The sequence below is a fragment of the Hoeflea sp. Naph1 genome, from assembly GCF_046837775.1.
GTDB lineage: Bacteria > Pseudomonadota > Alphaproteobacteria > Rhizobiales > Rhizobiaceae > Hoeflea.
Window position 1 is genome coordinate 3448173 of the sequence record NZ_CP177286.1, and the last position, 13957, is coordinate 3462129.

Here is a 13957-nt window from a genome sequence, read left to right on the forward strand (position 1 = left end):
TTAGTACCCAATATAGGTTCACTTTTTTAATCGCTGTTTGGCAAAGGACCTGCAGCGAAGTCCGCTTTCCCGGAAGATGCCAAGCTATAATTGACGCTTTCGGCACTTTGCGGACCTCCACGCATGATGTCGCAAAAGGCAGGTTACGCCCTTAGCGTAAAATACCGCGCCACACTGCGCAGCTGTTATTCGACCGTCGGTGGCCGCGATATTGTTTGCCGAGTGGCGGCCAGTAATCCTAATGGCACTCTGCGGTCGACATCACGCCACGGCTAACAGTGCTTTGCCAATTTTCTCGACATGCGCATAATCGGTGCCACAGCAGCCTCCGAACACATTCATCTTCGGATAGGTGTTTTTGAGGTCACGATACTGCTCTGCCAGTTCATTCGGGTTGCCTTCCTCCAGATGCCCAAGTTGGCATAGCGTTCCGTGGTCCAAAGTCGATGCATTGGCGCGAAGCCCGCGTATCCGGTTCACCCAAGGCTGAGGCTCAAGGGCCGGCCCGAAGTCCACCGGGTGCGAACAGTTGATCATGTAGTAGGCTGGCGCATTATTGGTTGCGTCGTCGACCGTCTCAATCGCTTGCTTCAGGGTTTCACCGCTACGTAACTTTCGGTCTTTTTCCAACGTAAACGAAATGACCGATGGCAAGCCCACGGTGGCCGATGCACGTGCAATGCCGATCGCCTCGTCCGTTGCACTAAGCGTCAACGCCGTCACGATATCCGCTCCTGCCGCTTTGAACGTCTCGATTTGTTCGCTGTGGTAAGCCTCGGCCGCTTCGACTGTCAGGCCTTCATTGGTCTTGTACGCATCTCCCTTGGGGCCGATGCAGCCACTGATCACAATCTTATCGGCCGCCATCCCGGCTTCGACTGCAATATCGCGATACAGTTCAAGGCATTTGTGGTTCATCTCCGCCAAACCCTCCTTGGAATAGCCAAGAAGTCTGCCCCAGTCCCTGCTGGCGCGGTAAGTGAGGCTGTCAAAAATGAAGCCCGTGCCAAGCTGGAGCGCGATGTCCGCAAACGCACTGTAATATTCCCGTAACGCCGCAGTCGCTCGTGGATCATTGAGCAGATGAAACGCGCTGAATTCCGGTAAATCGAAACCTCGTTTGTACATCAGCCAAGTTTCGGTTCCGCCGTCCGTCAGAAAGATATCGTCCGTTTGGTGAGGTAACTTGGGGCTTTCTCGGCTCATGACGTTCTCCTGTCTCTGGAAGGTTTGTCTGACACAAGTGTAGTTTCTTCTCGCCATCCGCGACAAACGATCATAAATTGGCTCATAACTTAGTTATTCTAGGGTATGATACTCATGGCTAGGCACATTCCTCCACTTAACCAATTGCGTGCCTTCGAGGCTGCGGCCCGCCACGAGAGCATCAAGAAGGGCGCGGAAGAGTTATGTGTGACCCCCGCTGCGGTGGGGCATCAAATCAAGGCTCTGGAACTTGCGCTGAACACTTCCCTTTTTCGGCGCAGGACACGGAAGGTCGTACTGACCGCAGAAGGCCGCGAGTTGTCCGATCAGATTGGCAAAGCGCTGGACGCGCTCGAAGATGCAGCGGCACAAGCCCGCAAACATGATCTGACCGGCACGCTCAAAATTACGATTGCGCCATTCTTCGCCAATCGCTGGTTATTGCCGCGCCTGTCAGGTTTTCATGAAAAACACCCCGGGATCGAGATCAAACCATCCTTGTCATTCGACTATGTTGATCTGGGAAAATCGGATTTCGATGCAGCCGTTCGGTATGGTGCGGGCAGTTGGGGCGGTCTCACGAGCACGATTATCTGTAACGATTGCGTCAGGCCTGTTTGCGCACCACAATTGGTGGCTGGCTTTCCGCTCCCCTTAACCGCCAGAAACGTTTTGGACTTGAACTTGGCGTGTGCGGGGCGTTGGCGTGAAGATTGGACTGCCTGGGCCGATGCAGCAGGAGTTCAGATCAAAGACACAAGCAGCATTACCGAATACGAAAGCCGTGCCTTCATGTTCGACGCAGCCCTTTCAGGAAGCGCTGTGATTCTCGCAGACCTGAGAATGACCGCGGCAGACGAAGCCGCAGGCAGGCTCGTTGAGCTCAACCCCCTCAAGGTCAATCGCCCGCAGGGCATCTACGTTGTCTCCGAAAAAAAACCAAGTCCAGACTTGCGGCTGAATTTGTTTATAAACTGGATGAAGCTTGAAGCCGCTGCTTGATCAGCCGAACCTACGTGCGATCAATAGTTCCTGATGATCAAAGTTCGCATAGGTGTCATTTGCCGTAGGGCAGCCAAAGCCGTCTTACCGCCCAATCCAGTCGTGGAGCCCGAAGCTATCCCGCCGCTACCCCAGCAACCCAAGCGGCCGCTCCCGCCGCCAGTGATAAAACAGCTTGGCCAACGCCGCCGAGACAATTCGCGCATCCACGGTGTCGGAGCGGCTGGTCAGCATGATCGGCACCCGCGCACCAAGTGCGATGCCTGCCGACGAAGCGCCGGCGAGATGGATCAGCTGCTTGGCGATCATGTTGCCGCTTTCGAGATTGGGCGTGACCAGAATGTCGGCATAGCCCGCGACGTCGGAGACAATCCCCTTGGCCTTGACCGCTGCGGGCGAGATCGCATTGTCGAAAGCCAGCGGCCCGTCGACCTTGCCGCCGACGATCTGCCCTCGGTCGTGCATCTTGCAGATCGAGGCGGCGAGCAGCGTCGATGGCAGGCTTCCGGTCACCGTCTCCACCGCTGACAACAACGCTACCAGCGGTGTTTCCTCGCCCAGTGCGATTGCCAGATCGATGGCGTTCTGGACGATATCCTTGAGCGCCTCCAGATCGGGAGAAATGTTGATCGCCCCGTCGGTGACAAACAAGGTGCGGTCCTGCCCCGGTACATCGAGCGCGAAAACATGGCTTAGCCGCCGTTCGGTGCGCAGGCCTTTGCTGCGGTCGAGCACGGCCAGCAGCAATTCGTCCGTATGCAGCTTGCCCTTCATCAGCGCCCCGGCCCGGCCTTCATGTACCAGCGCCACGGCTCTTTCCGCCGCGGCATGGCTGTGCGGGGCGTCGACGATCTCGACACCGCCAAGATCAAGCCCGGCATCGGCTGCGGCGGCTTCGATCTTGCCGCGCGGGCCGACCAGGACCGGCACGATCATGCCTTCATCGCGTGCCGCAAGCGCCCCGCCGAGGCTGAGATCGTCACACGGATGGACAATCGCCGTGCGCAGCGGCTCAAGCGCCCGTGCCCGCTCCACCAATGCGCCAAAACGCACGCCATGCGACATCAGCCGCGAGGTCGGCATGCGCGCGATGGTGCGACGGCTTTTCTGCAGCGGTGCGCGCACCAGCGCAGTGCCTGAAACAACCGTCTCGCCAGCGGTATTGATGCACACACAATCGAGACCGACTTCCGCCGACTGCTTGTCGACCTTGGTCACCACGACCTTGACCTTGATGCTGTCGCCGATCTTGACCGGGTGATGAAAACTCAGCGTTCGCGCCAATTGCAGCGTACCGGGCCCCGGCAACCGGGTTGCCAGTACCGCCGAAATCAGCGCGCTCGCCCACATGCCATGAACAATGCCCTGCTGGAGAAGCAAGGCATCCTCGTCATCGGCATCGACATGCGCCGGGTTGACGTCCGCCGACACCGACGCAAACATGACGATATCCTGCCGCGTCAGCATGCGTTCGATTTCGGCCTCATCTCCGATTTCGATTTCATCGATGGTACGGTTTTCAATCAGGTCCATTCATTCGCCCCTGTGGTGCCGCCGACGCACAAGCCGATTCAGATGCGCCAATCGCGGCGGAACTTGCCCGACCAGCGCGTCAGAAACAAGACCGACAAAGGGTTGATGCCTGCCGGTGCCGCAGCATCTGGCAGGCTGGTCCGCACGGCATGGGCAGTAAACAGCTGCACGGACCAAGGGCTCAGATGATGTCGTCGGGACCAGGTGCCCGTTTTCTGCCGGTCACCATGGCGCGCACCAGGTTTTCGCCATGCTCGATACTTGCAAAGATTACCCCGCCGACATGCAGGGCGACCAGACCGAGTGTGGCGTAGGCAGCGGTTTCGTGCGCCTCCTTGACCCAGCGCACACCCCAAAAGGCATCGCTGGTCATCATCACCCCGGTGAGCGATATTGCCGCAATTGCCAGCAACAATGCGATCACCATCAACCCGCCGGCTGGATTGTGGCCGAGATAACGTCGCGCCTTCATCCGCAGCGTGTCGCCAACAAATGCCGTCACCGTCGACGGTCCGTAGACAAACGAGGAAAAGCGCGCCATGCGCGAGCCGACAAATCCCCAGACCACGCGACCGGCGATCAACGCAGCAATCACGTAGCCAGCGGTCTCGTGCGGATCTTGCCATTCATCACCGGTGAGAAAGGCAAAAAAGAACAGGATGACAAGCGACCAGTGGAACAGCCTGACCAGCGGGTCCCACACCCGGATGGTTGCCGGCGATGTGACATCGCCGGCTTCCACCATGGTTTCCATCGCGGCCATCAGTCGTCGGCCTTGACCCGCAGCACGTCACCGGTGCCGGGATGGAAATAGACCTCGACGCGCTTGCCGTCCTTGTCTATGGCATAGGCTTCCAGGCAGCCATCCTCGGCCTCGATCGAGCGGATATCGTAGCCAAGCCCCTTGGCCTTCTCGGTGATCGCAGCATCGCTCATCCACTGATCACGCGGCACGTTCGGGCAATTGTCAGCAGCAATGGCCGCAGCCGGTGCAAGCGCTGCAACAAGGGTGGCTGCGATAAGGAGCGTTTTCATGAGGGTATTCCTTTTCAAGCGGTTTCGGGACAAGTGCCCGTTGACCGCTCCTTTCTCGCAGAGCCGCCATGACAGCCCGCTGAAAAGACCCGTCAGCGTTTTGTCATATTGTCGTCGCTATGTTCCCTCGATGAAATTCAGTCTCTGCCTTCTTTTGCCGATTCTGGCGCTGACAACAGCGCCCGCGCACGCCGATGAGCACAGTGAACATAGTGAGCATCACGAGCGCGCCGACATGAACGAGGCGATCAGGCGCGGTGAAATCATGACCCTGTCCGATATTCTCGACAAGGTAATGCCGTTCATTCGCGGGCGTATCGTGGAAATCGAATTTGAGCGTGAAGACGGACTGCCGATCTACGAGATCTACATCATCAATGATGAAGGTCGCCGCCTGGAATATGAAATCGATGCCCGAACGGCTGAAATCCTCAGCCTCGGAGAGGAAGACTGAACGACATGCGCATACTCCTCGTCGAAGACGATGACCGGATCCGCAACGACGTGGCCCGCGCGCTCGAAGCAGCCGGTTATGTGGTTGACGGCGAAGCCGACGGCGAGGAAGCCTGGTTTCTGGGCGATACCGAAACCTATGGCGCCGCAATCCTTGATCTTGGCCTGCCGGGAATGGATGGATTGGCCGTGCTCAAACGCTGGCGCGATGCGGGCCGGAGTTTCCCGATCCTGGTGCTCACCGCACGCGGCACATGGAGCGAACGGGTCGAAGGCATTGACGCCGGCGCCGACGACTACCTCCCCAAACCATTCCGCATGGAAGAACTGATCGCCCGGCTGCGCGCCATTATCCGCCGCTCGGGCGGCATGGCGAATTCCATCATCAGCATCGGCGAGGCCGACCTCGACACAAGGCAGATGCGCCTAAGCATCCGCGGGGTTCCAGTCAATCTGTCGCCGCAGGAATATCGGCTTGTGGCCTATCTGATGCTCAACAAGGGCCGCGTGGTGCCGCAACAGGAACTCGCCGAGCACCTGCAGTCAGCCCATTTCGAGCGTGAATCCAACGCTGTCGAGGTGCTGGTCGGCCGGGTCAGACGAAAATTGCCAGTAGCGCTGATCGAGACCCGTCGCGGCTTCGGCTACATCGTTGAAGATTCCGGCGCAGCCTCATGAAACCGGTCCGCTCGCTTCGCTTCAGGCTCTTCGCACTTGCCGCCGTGGTTCTTGCCGCCGCATTGCTGGTAACCGGATTCAGTCTGTCGGCCCTGTTTTCCCGATATCTCGAGCGCCGCATCGGCCAGGAACTCGATACCCACCTCAGCCAGATCATCGGCGGCCTCCGGGTCGATGCAGCGTCAGGGCTGTCGCTGGCGCGCGAACCGGTGGACCCGCGCTTTCAGACGGTATTTGGCGGCCTTTACTGGCAGGTTATCGACCAGACCAGCGACAGCCGGTTGCGCTCGCGCTCGCTGTGGGACACCTCCCTCGATGTTCCCGGCGACGATCTTCAGCCCGGCGACAGCCACATCCATGACACCTCCGGCCCACAAGACTCAAACCTGTTGCTTCATGAAACACTGGTGCTGATTCCCGCGACCGATGGCGACCATCGCGTACGCGTTACCGCGGCGATCGATCGGGCTGAAATCAGCGCGCTGGCAACTGGGTTTTCCCGCGATCTTGCCCCGGTTCTGGCCATTCTCGGCAGCGTTCTTATGCTCGGTTTCCTGCTGCAGGTCGGTGAAGGCCTGAAGCCGGTCAGGCGTGTCGTCGCCGGTGTTCATGACATCCGCACCGGTGCGCGCAAACGTCTTCTCGCAGATGCCGTACCCGAAGAGGTCGCACCGCTGGTCGAGGAGGTCAACGCCCTTCTCGACGCCCAGGATGCAGCGATCAGCCGGGCGCGCGATCGCGCCGCCAACCTCGCCCACGGGCTCAAGACCCCGCTGACTGCACTGGAAAATGACATCGAACGGCTCCGCGCCGGAGGCAATACCGAGATTGCCGATGATATCGCCGAACTGGCGCTGCGGATGCGACGCCATATGGAGCGCGAACTTGCCCGCGCCCGGGTCCGCCACAGCCGCAATCAGGATCAGGTCGCGCTCAAGCCGATTGTCGAGGGGATCTTGCGCACATTGCAGCGCACGCCCGAGGGCGAAACATTGAAACTGCAAAACAGCATCGATGCCGCATTGACCGTCCCGGTCGACCCCGATGATCTTAGCGAGTTGATTGGCAACATAGCGGAAAACGCAGTTCGCCATGCCGGCACCGAGGTCTTCGTTGCAGCCGAGGCGTCAGCTGGCTCGATTGTGCTGAGCATTGGCGACGATGGCCCCGGACTTGACGCACAACACATCGAAATTGCGCTCAAGCCGGGTCAGCGCCTCGACCAGGCCGGAATGGGTGCCGGTCTCGGGCTGGCAATCGCCAGCGATATCGTCGATTCCTTCGGCGGACAGCTCGACTTCGGGCGATCGCCGCTTGGCGGGCTCGAGGTCCGCATACTCATTCCCGTAAACGCCAATCTCCACGCTCCACCGGGCTGACCCGCGCAATCCGACCATCTCCCATTTCTCCCGAATCCACCCCAGGTATCATCGAATGAAACTTCATAGGCCCTCAATCGGCAGCATCACATTGAGCTTGCTCGTGGCGGCATGGCTTGCTCTCGTCACAAACACTGTCTTCTGGCACCAAGTGTCCACGGCATTCGGCGAACACATGCCTGGCCGGGCAGCATTCTCGATCGGCATTATCGCCCTGTTCGCCGCAGGCACGATCGCCGTTTCGGTGAAATATCTTACCAAGCCGATTTTCATATTGCTGATCATCAGCGCCGCATCCGCAGGATGGTTCATGGAACATTTCGGCGCGATCATCGACACCGACATGATCCGCAACGCCGCTGAAACAACCCCGGCGGAAGCTGGCCATTTGCTGACGCCGGCATTCCTATGGCACATGATGGTCTACGCGCTGCTTCCCTCGCTACTGATCGTGATTGTGCGCATCCGGCACCGCCCCTTCCCGGCCAAACTCAAGCACAATCTCGCCGTCATCGTCCCGCTTCTGCTGCTCACGCTTGGGTTGGCAACGTGGCAATATCCGGCAATAGCATCGACGATCCGCAACAATCGGCTGATTATCAAGACCCTCAACCCGATTGTGCCGATCGCCAATGCGGTCAAGTTTGCCATCCGGTCAGGCCAGGAACGCGTGATCGTCGCAGCTCCGCTTGACCCCGATGCGCAGTTGGGCGCGACAATCGGCAAGGCCAAAAAACCGGTGCTGACCATTGTCGTGGTGGGCGAAACCGCCCGCGCCCAGGAATTTTCGCTTGGCGGCTATCAGCGCGAAACCAATCCGGAGTTAAAAAAACGCGACATTGCCTATTTTCCCAATACAAGTTCCTGCGGAACCGCCACCGCAGTCTCGATGCCGTGCATGTTTTCCGCACTCACACGCAGCCAATACAGCCATGAAAAAGCATTGGCGCAGGAAAACCTCGTCGATGTTCTTGCCCATGCCGGCGTCGATGTCGAATGGTGGGACAACAACACCGGCGACAAGAAGATCGGTGAACGGATCATCAAGCGAAAGTTTTACGAGGAGAACGATCCTCGGTTTTGCAACCAAGGGGAATGCCTTGACACGGTCATGGTCGACGCACTCGACACCTGGCTCGATCAGGTCAAGAACAATTCTGTTCTGGTGATGCACCAGTTGGGAAGCCATGGCCCGGCCTATTTCCAGCGATACAGCGAGGAAGAACGGGTCTTTAGCCCCGACTGCCGCACCGCCGAATTCGCCGATTGTAGCCAACAGCAAATCATCAACGCCTACGACAATACAATTGTCGCCACCGACCAGATGCTGGCAGCAGTCATTGACAAACTCGCCGCCCGTTCCGACCAGATTGCCTCAACCATGGTCTACATCTCCGACCACGGTGAATCGCTGGGCGAGAAAGGCCTCTATCTGCACGGGATGCCCTATCTCTTCGCCCCTGAAGAACAGACCCGGGTTCCTTTCCTGATCTGGGCGTCAAAGAGTTACACCGGTTTGTTCGGGCTCGACACTGCCTGCCTGCGCGAACAGGCCGACGCTGCCTATTCACAGGACAATTTGTTCCACACTGTGTTGGGGTTGATGGATGTGCAGGCCCACCACTATGAACGGGACCAGGATATCAGTGCACGATGCCGCACACCGCTGAGCTGACCCCGAAGGCCAAGCACGGACCGCCCGGGCAATCAGACAGTTGCAATCACTCAGAGGTTCGAACGAAAATGGGGCGCCGCTTGTAAGCGACGCCCCTTTGTCATGTTGTCTGAACGCAATTCTTAATTGAAGCGCGGCGAACCATCATTGCCAAAGCGGTCATAGGTCACCTGATCGTTCGACACGGTTCCAACCGAAGCGGTCGGGGTGTAGTCGATGCCACCCTGCGGCGCGACAAAGCTCGGTGAACCGTCATTGCCGGCGCGGTGGTAGCTGACCAGGTCATTGGACACATTGACGGCGGCAGCAATAGAACCCTGCGCGGCGGGCACGTCATAGGCATCCATGGCGGTCGAGGCAGCGAAAGCGCCAGTCGATGCAGCAAGGGTAAGGCCGAGGGCGATGAGAAGCTTGTTCATGGTAGGTATCCTTTATAATTCGGGTCGCGTCTTGGGAGGACAGCGTGGTTGGGGAGCGGACCGGCGTGACGTTAAATTCCCGCCGGTCCGATTTTCCGATTAGTTGAAGCGCGGCGAGCCATCGTTACCGGCGCGGTCATAGACGACCTGCTCGTTTGACACGTTCCCGATCGAAGCGGTCGGTGTGTAATCAACGCCACCCTTGGAGGAGACGAAAGTCGGCGAACCGTCATTGCCGGCACGGTTGTAGATAACCTGGTCATTCGCCACAGCACCGGTAGCAGCAGTTGCCGTGTAATCGATGCCGGAAGTCTGAGCTACCGGGAAATGATAGGCGTCCATGGCAGTGGACTGGGCAAAGGCGCCGGTCGATGCAGCAAGGGTGAGGCCGAGGGCGATAAGGAGCTTGTTCATTTGATTCATCCGTCTTCGTTTAGTTTCGGTTGTCGTTCGGTTTTCTAATTTTATTCGAAGCGGTTGGCGAATGGGAGGTGTTCGCCGCCGTGTTTCGATGATCCACATATGGGGTAGGCGAATCCAAATTGCCAACCACACTTTTGTGAGAATTTGCGCTGAAACTTTCCCTTGAAAAATACGTAGGGCATTCATAGCGGCGTATTTATAATATATAATTCAAGGCGTTATAGATATGAACTTAAGAGGCGGCGATATTTGGAAAGTCGGCCATCGTACACACAATTGTGTCCACTGTGTTCACAAATGCAGCCAATCACCTGCTTCCGGGACTTGAAGGCTCAATTTTCCCGCCCTCGCAACCAGATATTCGTTTTGGGAATTGATCCGCTTTCGAATCAACGGAACCCATGAACAGGCCTGCGTCGGCTGACAACGGGATATTTTCAGTCCAGCGTACGTCGAAACCGCGCCAGGGCCAGCGCCGCAAACACCGCAACGAATAAAAACAGTGCAGCGAGTGGAACGGCAACGCCCTGCATATCTGCACCCTTGAGCATCACCGCGCGGATGATCCTGAGGAAATGCGTGAGCGGAAAAATTTCGCCCAGCATCTGTGCCCAGCCAGGCATGCCACGATAGGGAAACATGAAGCCTGACAAGAGCAGCGAGGGCAGGAAGAAGAAGAACGTCAGTTGCATGGCCTGCATCTGCGTCCGCGCGACGGTGGAAAACGCGTAGCCAAGCAACACCAGCGCCAGCACAAATACCAGAATGCTCGCCAGCAAGAGCGTCAAGGAGCCGACAAACGGCACATTGAACAGGAACTTGGCGGCGGCCAGCACCACCACGACCTGCACCCCGCCCACCGCCAGGTAGGGCAGCACCTTGCCCAGCATGATCTCCATCGGACTTATCGGCATGGCGAGCAGGTTTTCCATGGTGCCACGCTCGACTTCACGGGTCAGCGCCATCGATGTCATCATCACCATGGTGAGTTGCAGGATCACTCCGAGCAGACCAGGAACAATATTGTATTGAGTAATGCCTTCTGGGTTGTAGAGCCGGTGCACCACCACTTCGAGTGCCGCTGTGGATTGCCGCGCAGTCAGCGCCTCCGCCGATTGCTCGCGCAGCAGCGCCTGGGCGGCCACCGTGCCGAGTGTCGAGATCGCGCCCGATGCCACCGACGGATCAGTCGCATCGGCCTCGATCAGGATCTGCGGGTGGTCGCCGCGCTGCACCCGGCGGGCGAAATCAGACGGGATCGTGACGATGAAGGAGACCGCGCCACTCTGGATCAGCCGGTCGGCCTCTTCCGCGCTCGCCACCACATGATCGAAGCGATAGTAACCGGTATTTTCCATCGCCGAGATCATGGCGCGGCTGTAATGATCCTGGCTCGTGGTCACCAGCGCGGCCGGCAGCCCCTTGGGGTCGTTGTTGATGGCAAATCCGAACAATACCAATTGCAAAAGCGGCACGCCCAGCATCATGGCAAACGTGATGCGGTCACGCCGCATCTGGATGGTTTCCTTGGCGATGACCGCCATCAGCCGGCGCAATGAAAAGAACCGGTTCATGTCATGTTGTCCGTCGACTGGCTCATGAACTGGATGAATACATCCTCCAGGCTGGTCTGCCCCTGCCGCTAATGGATACCGGTTTTTGCGGAGACCTGCTCAACCGCTGCCGTCAGCAGTTCCTTTTCGCGACCAACCACGTGCAGGCTCAAGCCGAAAGGTGCCACCTGGTCGACCCCTTCGATGCCTTCAAGCATCCTGGCCGCCTCGTTGACCTTGTCACCCTCGACAATGATCGTGGTCAGGGCCGCGTCACGGATGACGTCAGCGACCGTGCCGCTGGCTAAAAGCTTGCCATAGGAAATGTAATGAATCCGGTGGCACCGCTCCGCCTCGTCCATATAGTGGGTCGAGACCAGCACGGTCAGTCCGGTCGTGGCGCGCAAATGGATCTCGTCCCAGAACTCGCGCCTTGCCTTGGGGTCGACGCCGGCTGTGGGCTCATCGAGCAGCAGCAGTTTCGGCTTGTGCATGATGCAGGCCGCCAGCGCCAGCCGCTGCTTCCAGCCGCCCGACAGGGTGCCTGCCATCTGCTTGCGCCTTGATGACAGACCCAGATCCTCCAGCGTGTCACGCACGGTGGCAGCCATCGGTTCGAGACCATAGAGCCGGGCCACAAAGGTCAGGTTCTCCTCGATCGACAGATCCTCGTAGAACGAGAATTTCTGCGTCATATACCCGACTTCCCGCTTGATCCGCAGACCATCGGTGCGGATGTCATGCCCCAGTACCCTGCCCTCGCCCTCATCCGGCGTTAAAAGCCCGCACATCACCCGGATAGTGGTCGTCTTGCCCGAACCATTGGGGCCTAAAAAGCCGGAGATCTCGCCTTCGGCAAACTGCATCGAGACGTGATCGACCACGGTCTTGTCGCCAAACCGCTTGACCAGACCACTGACGTCGATGACGTTCATCAGCGTACACTTTCCAGATCGACGTCGACGATCTGTCCCGGCGTCAACGCCCAGGCGTCGTCATCAGGACGGGCTTCGACCAGGTAGACCAGCTTTTGCCGGTTCTCGAGCGAGTAGATCACCGGCGGCGTAAATTCAGGATCGGTCGAAATGTAGCTCACCGTAGCCCGCATACCGTCGGCGCAGCCATCACACCGCACCACCAGGCTTGCCCCGATGGAGAGACGGGAGAGTGCAGGCTCGGGAACATAGACCCGCAATTTCAACGCCCCGTCAGGCAGCACCGAAAGCACCGGCGCCTGGGGCCCTGCCACTTCGCCGGTGTTGCGGATGATGTCGGAAACAACGCCAGCCTGCGGGATCGAGAGTGTCCGCTTGGTCAGCCGCCACTCGGCCGCCTCCAGCACGGCACGGGCTTGCCCAACACCGGCCTGGGCAGCCTTGATCTCATTGGCGCGCGCCGGCAACTTGGCCACCGACAGATTGGCTTCAAGCTCGGCCACCTTGGCACGGCTAAGCTCAGCACTGGTGGAGGCAGCATCGTAGGCAGCCTGGGTGGATATGCCGCGTTTAAGCAGATCAGACTGGCGCTGCAGCACCCGCTCCGCTTCTTCAGCCTGGGCCTTGGCAGAATCGAGCGCGGCGGCGATGCTGGCAATTTCCTCCGGCCGCCGCCCTTCCTGCAGATTGGCCAGTTGCCGCTGTGCCTGGGCAAGCCCGGCCTGGGCTTGAGCTACCGCGATTTCGGCGTCACGTCGCTCCAACTGGGCGAGCGGCTGTTCGGCGGTAATATGGTCGCCGCGCCGCACATCCAGGGCAACGATCTGGGCCGTCTCGATCGGCGCAACCAGCACATACTCACCCTCGACATAGCCGACCGCGAGCGGCCCCGGACCGGCGCAGATCGAAAACAGCGTCGCGATATAGGGAATGGTACAGATCAGTGACGTCATGGGCGCGACTTTCTGTTGGTCTCGACGAAGGCGCGGATATTGCCATGGATCACCGTCTTGATCCGGCCAACTTCCTCAGATCCGACCTCGTCCCACTCCATGCGCCGTGCAACGATGGCGTGGCCAATGCGAAAATAGACGATCTGCCCGGCAATACTGAAGGTTCCGAGCCGGATCAGGTCGCTTTCAGGGGGCTGGCCGGTAGCCAACCCCATAAGCGTGCACAGCCGGGTGTGAACCGGCAGGATGAAATCGGTATAGAGGTGATCGAACACCGGCCCGGGATTGGCGATCTCGCGAACGATGAAGGCGGCGAGATCACGCGCCTCCGGTCGCCCCAGCATGAAGTCAGCCATGGTCATCGCCACCCGCTCAAATGCTTTCTGCGCCGATGCCGGATCACTTCCGGGATCAATGTCGGCCAGCGCCGGCATCGCCACACTTTGAATGCGGCTCCCTACAAGTTCGGCGCAGGCCAGCCGCAAGCCGTCCTTGCCGCCAAAATGATAGGCGATCGAGGCAATATTGGCCTCGGCGGCAGCAGCGATCTCGCGGGTGGATGTGGCCTCGAAACCCTTCGAGCCAAACAGTTTGAGCGCCGCGACCATCAGCGCCATGCGGGTTTGCTCGCCAGGCTTTTCGGTTTCGGATGACAGCTCTGTTTCGGATCGCACTACACTCTCCCTGTTGCCAAATTTTGACAGGGAAAATAG

At 59.0% G+C, this 13957-nt stretch carries 16 protein-coding genes; 5 read left to right on the forward strand and 11 right to left on the reverse strand.

Going from position 1 to position 13957, the window contains the following annotated elements; translation table 11 throughout:
• Nucleotides 1-261 precede the first annotated feature (261 nt).
• Entirely contained in the window at nucleotides 262-1206 is a 945-nt protein-coding gene (locus ACK6D9_RS16580; RefSeq protein WP_412049341.1) for a homocysteine S-methyltransferase family protein, read from the reverse strand.
• A 114-nt stretch (nucleotides 1207-1320) separates the two neighbouring features.
• On the opposite strand from ACK6D9_RS16580, the gene ACK6D9_RS16585 reads away from it, so the two are divergent.
• The gene (locus ACK6D9_RS16585) at nucleotides 1321-2208 is read left to right on the forward strand and encodes a LysR substrate-binding domain-containing protein (protein ID WP_412049342.1); all 888 of its coding nucleotides are present in this window, start codon (nucleotides 1321-1323) and stop codon (nucleotides 2206-2208) included.
• A 126-nt stretch (nucleotides 2209-2334) separates the two neighbouring features.
• Here ACK6D9_RS16585 and ACK6D9_RS16590 read toward each other — a convergent pair whose 3' ends face one another.
• Genes ACK6D9_RS16590 through ACK6D9_RS16605 form a run of 4 tightly spaced genes read right to left on the reverse strand, consistent with a single transcriptional unit; the run spans nucleotide 2335 to nucleotide 4776 of the window.
• Nucleotides 2335-3741 (reverse strand): bifunctional enoyl-CoA hydratase/phosphate acetyltransferase, encoded by a 1407-nt coding sequence (locus ACK6D9_RS16590; protein WP_322989444.1) that lies wholly within the window; start codon nucleotides 3739-3741, stop codon nucleotides 2335-2337.
• A gap of 38 nt (nucleotides 3742-3779) precedes the next feature.
• Complete coding sequence (locus ACK6D9_RS16595) at nucleotides 3780-3911, reverse strand: hypothetical protein (RefSeq protein ID WP_412049343.1); 132 nt, start codon at nucleotides 3909-3911, stop codon at nucleotides 3780-3782.
• Between the two features lie 11 nt (nucleotides 3912-3922).
• On the reverse strand, nucleotides 3923-4504 hold the full coding sequence (locus ACK6D9_RS16600) for a cytochrome b/b6 domain-containing protein (protein ID WP_412049344.1): 582 nt from the start codon (nucleotides 4502-4504) through the stop codon (nucleotides 3923-3925).
• Complete coding sequence (locus ACK6D9_RS16605; protein ID WP_322989446.1) at nucleotides 4504-4776, reverse strand: PepSY domain-containing protein; 273 nt, start codon at nucleotides 4774-4776, stop codon at nucleotides 4504-4506. Before ACK6D9_RS16605 ends, ACK6D9_RS16600 begins: the two co-directional genes overlap by 1 nt.
• A gap of 130 nt (nucleotides 4777-4906) precedes the next feature.
• Between ACK6D9_RS16605 and ACK6D9_RS16610 the strand changes: the two genes are divergently transcribed.
• Genes ACK6D9_RS16610 through ACK6D9_RS16625 form a run of 4 tightly spaced genes read left to right on the forward strand, consistent with a single transcriptional unit; the run spans nucleotide 4907 to nucleotide 8961 of the window.
• A complete protein-coding gene (locus ACK6D9_RS16610) occupies nucleotides 4907-5230 on the forward strand; it encodes a PepSY domain-containing protein (RefSeq protein WP_322989447.1) in 324 nt (107 codons plus the stop codon).
• A gap of 5 nt (nucleotides 5231-5235) precedes the next feature.
• Nucleotides 5236-5907 carry a response regulator transcription factor gene (locus tag ACK6D9_RS16615; protein ID WP_322989448.1) on the forward strand — a complete coding sequence of 224 codons (672 nt, stop codon included), beginning with the start codon at nucleotides 5236-5238 and terminating at the stop codon, nucleotides 5905-5907.
• Nucleotides 5904-7286: a sensor histidine kinase gene (locus tag ACK6D9_RS16620; protein ID WP_412049345.1), complete on the forward strand. Its 1383-nt coding sequence runs from the start codon at nucleotides 5904-5906 to the stop codon at nucleotides 7284-7286. The genes ACK6D9_RS16615 and ACK6D9_RS16620 overlap by 4 nt, the downstream gene beginning before the upstream one ends.
• Nucleotides 7287-7341: 55 nt before the next feature.
• On the forward strand, nucleotides 7342-8961 hold the full coding sequence (locus ACK6D9_RS16625; RefSeq protein WP_412049346.1) for a phosphoethanolamine transferase: 1620 nt from the start codon (nucleotides 7342-7344) through the stop codon (nucleotides 8959-8961).
• 122 nt (nucleotides 8962-9083) lie between these two features.
• Here the strand turns inward: ACK6D9_RS16625 and ACK6D9_RS16630 are convergent, their stop codons facing one another.
• From ACK6D9_RS16630 to ACK6D9_RS16655, 6 genes are all read right to left on the reverse strand, one after another.
• The gene (locus ACK6D9_RS16630) at nucleotides 9084-9380 is read right to left on the reverse strand and encodes a hypothetical protein (protein WP_412049347.1); all 297 of its coding nucleotides are present in this window, start codon (nucleotides 9378-9380) and stop codon (nucleotides 9084-9086) included.
• A 99-nt stretch (nucleotides 9381-9479) separates the two neighbouring features.
• Nucleotides 9480-9794, reverse strand: a complete 315-nt coding sequence (locus tag ACK6D9_RS16635) for a hypothetical protein (RefSeq protein WP_412049348.1) — start codon at nucleotides 9792-9794, stop codon at nucleotides 9480-9482.
• A gap of 446 nt (nucleotides 9795-10240) precedes the next feature.
• Nucleotides 10241-11377 (reverse strand): ABC transporter permease, encoded by a 1137-nt coding sequence (locus ACK6D9_RS16640; protein WP_412049349.1) that lies wholly within the window; start codon nucleotides 11375-11377, stop codon nucleotides 10241-10243.
• Nucleotides 11378-11445: 68 nt separating this feature from the next.
• Entirely contained in the window at nucleotides 11446-12291 is an 846-nt protein-coding gene (locus tag ACK6D9_RS16645) for an ABC transporter ATP-binding protein (RefSeq protein ID WP_412049350.1), read from the reverse strand.
• Nucleotides 12291-13244: an HlyD family secretion protein gene (locus tag ACK6D9_RS16650; protein ID WP_412049351.1), complete on the reverse strand. Its 954-nt coding sequence runs from the start codon at nucleotides 13242-13244 to the stop codon at nucleotides 12291-12293. Before ACK6D9_RS16650 ends, ACK6D9_RS16645 begins: the two co-directional genes overlap by 1 nt.
• Complete coding sequence (locus tag ACK6D9_RS16655; RefSeq protein WP_412049352.1) at nucleotides 13241-13918, reverse strand: CerR family C-terminal domain-containing protein; 678 nt, start codon at nucleotides 13916-13918, stop codon at nucleotides 13241-13243. Before ACK6D9_RS16655 ends, ACK6D9_RS16650 begins: the two co-directional genes overlap by 4 nt.
• Nucleotides 13919-13957: the final 39 nt, after the last annotated feature.

Coding starts and splice junctions, on each gene's coding strand:
- ACK6D9_RS16580 (WP_412049341.1), bottom strand. CDS start 1,206: ATGAGCCGAGAAAGCCCCAAGTTACCTCACCAAACGGACGATATCTTT.
- ACK6D9_RS16585 (WP_412049342.1), top strand. CDS start 1,321: ATGGCTAGGCACATTCCTCCACTTAACCAATTGCGTGCCTTCGAGGCT.
- ACK6D9_RS16590 (WP_322989444.1), bottom strand. CDS start 3,741: ATGGACCTGATTGAAAACCGTACCATCGATGAAATCGAAATCGGAGAT.
- ACK6D9_RS16600 (WP_412049344.1), bottom strand. CDS start 4,504: ATGGCCGCGATGGAAACCATGGTGGAAGCCGGCGATGTCACATCGCCG.
- ACK6D9_RS16605 (WP_322989446.1), bottom strand. CDS start 4,776: ATGAAAACGCTCCTTATCGCAGCCACCCTTGTTGCAGCGCTTGCACCG.
- ACK6D9_RS16610 (WP_322989447.1), top strand. CDS start 4,907: ATGAAATTCAGTCTCTGCCTTCTTTTGCCGATTCTGGCGCTGACAACA.
- ACK6D9_RS16615 (WP_322989448.1), top strand. CDS start 5,236: ATGCGCATACTCCTCGTCGAAGACGATGACCGGATCCGCAACGACGTG.
- ACK6D9_RS16620 (WP_412049345.1), top strand. CDS start 5,904: ATGAAACCGGTCCGCTCGCTTCGCTTCAGGCTCTTCGCACTTGCCGCC.
- ACK6D9_RS16625 (WP_412049346.1), top strand. CDS start 7,342: ATGAAACTTCATAGGCCCTCAATCGGCAGCATCACATTGAGCTTGCTC.
- ACK6D9_RS16630 (WP_412049347.1), bottom strand. CDS start 9,380: ATGAACAAGCTTCTCATCGCCCTCGGCCTTACCCTTGCTGCATCGACT.
- ACK6D9_RS16635 (WP_412049348.1), bottom strand. CDS start 9,794: ATGAACAAGCTCCTTATCGCCCTCGGCCTCACCCTTGCTGCATCGACC.
- ACK6D9_RS16640 (WP_412049349.1), bottom strand. CDS start 11,377: ATGAACCGGTTCTTTTCATTGCGCCGGCTGATGGCGGTCATCGCCAAG.
- ACK6D9_RS16645 (WP_412049350.1), bottom strand. CDS start 12,291: ATGAACGTCATCGACGTCAGTGGTCTGGTCAAGCGGTTTGGCGACAAG.
- ACK6D9_RS16650 (WP_412049351.1), bottom strand. CDS start 13,244: ATGACGTCACTGATCTGTACCATTCCCTATATCGCGACGCTGTTTTCG.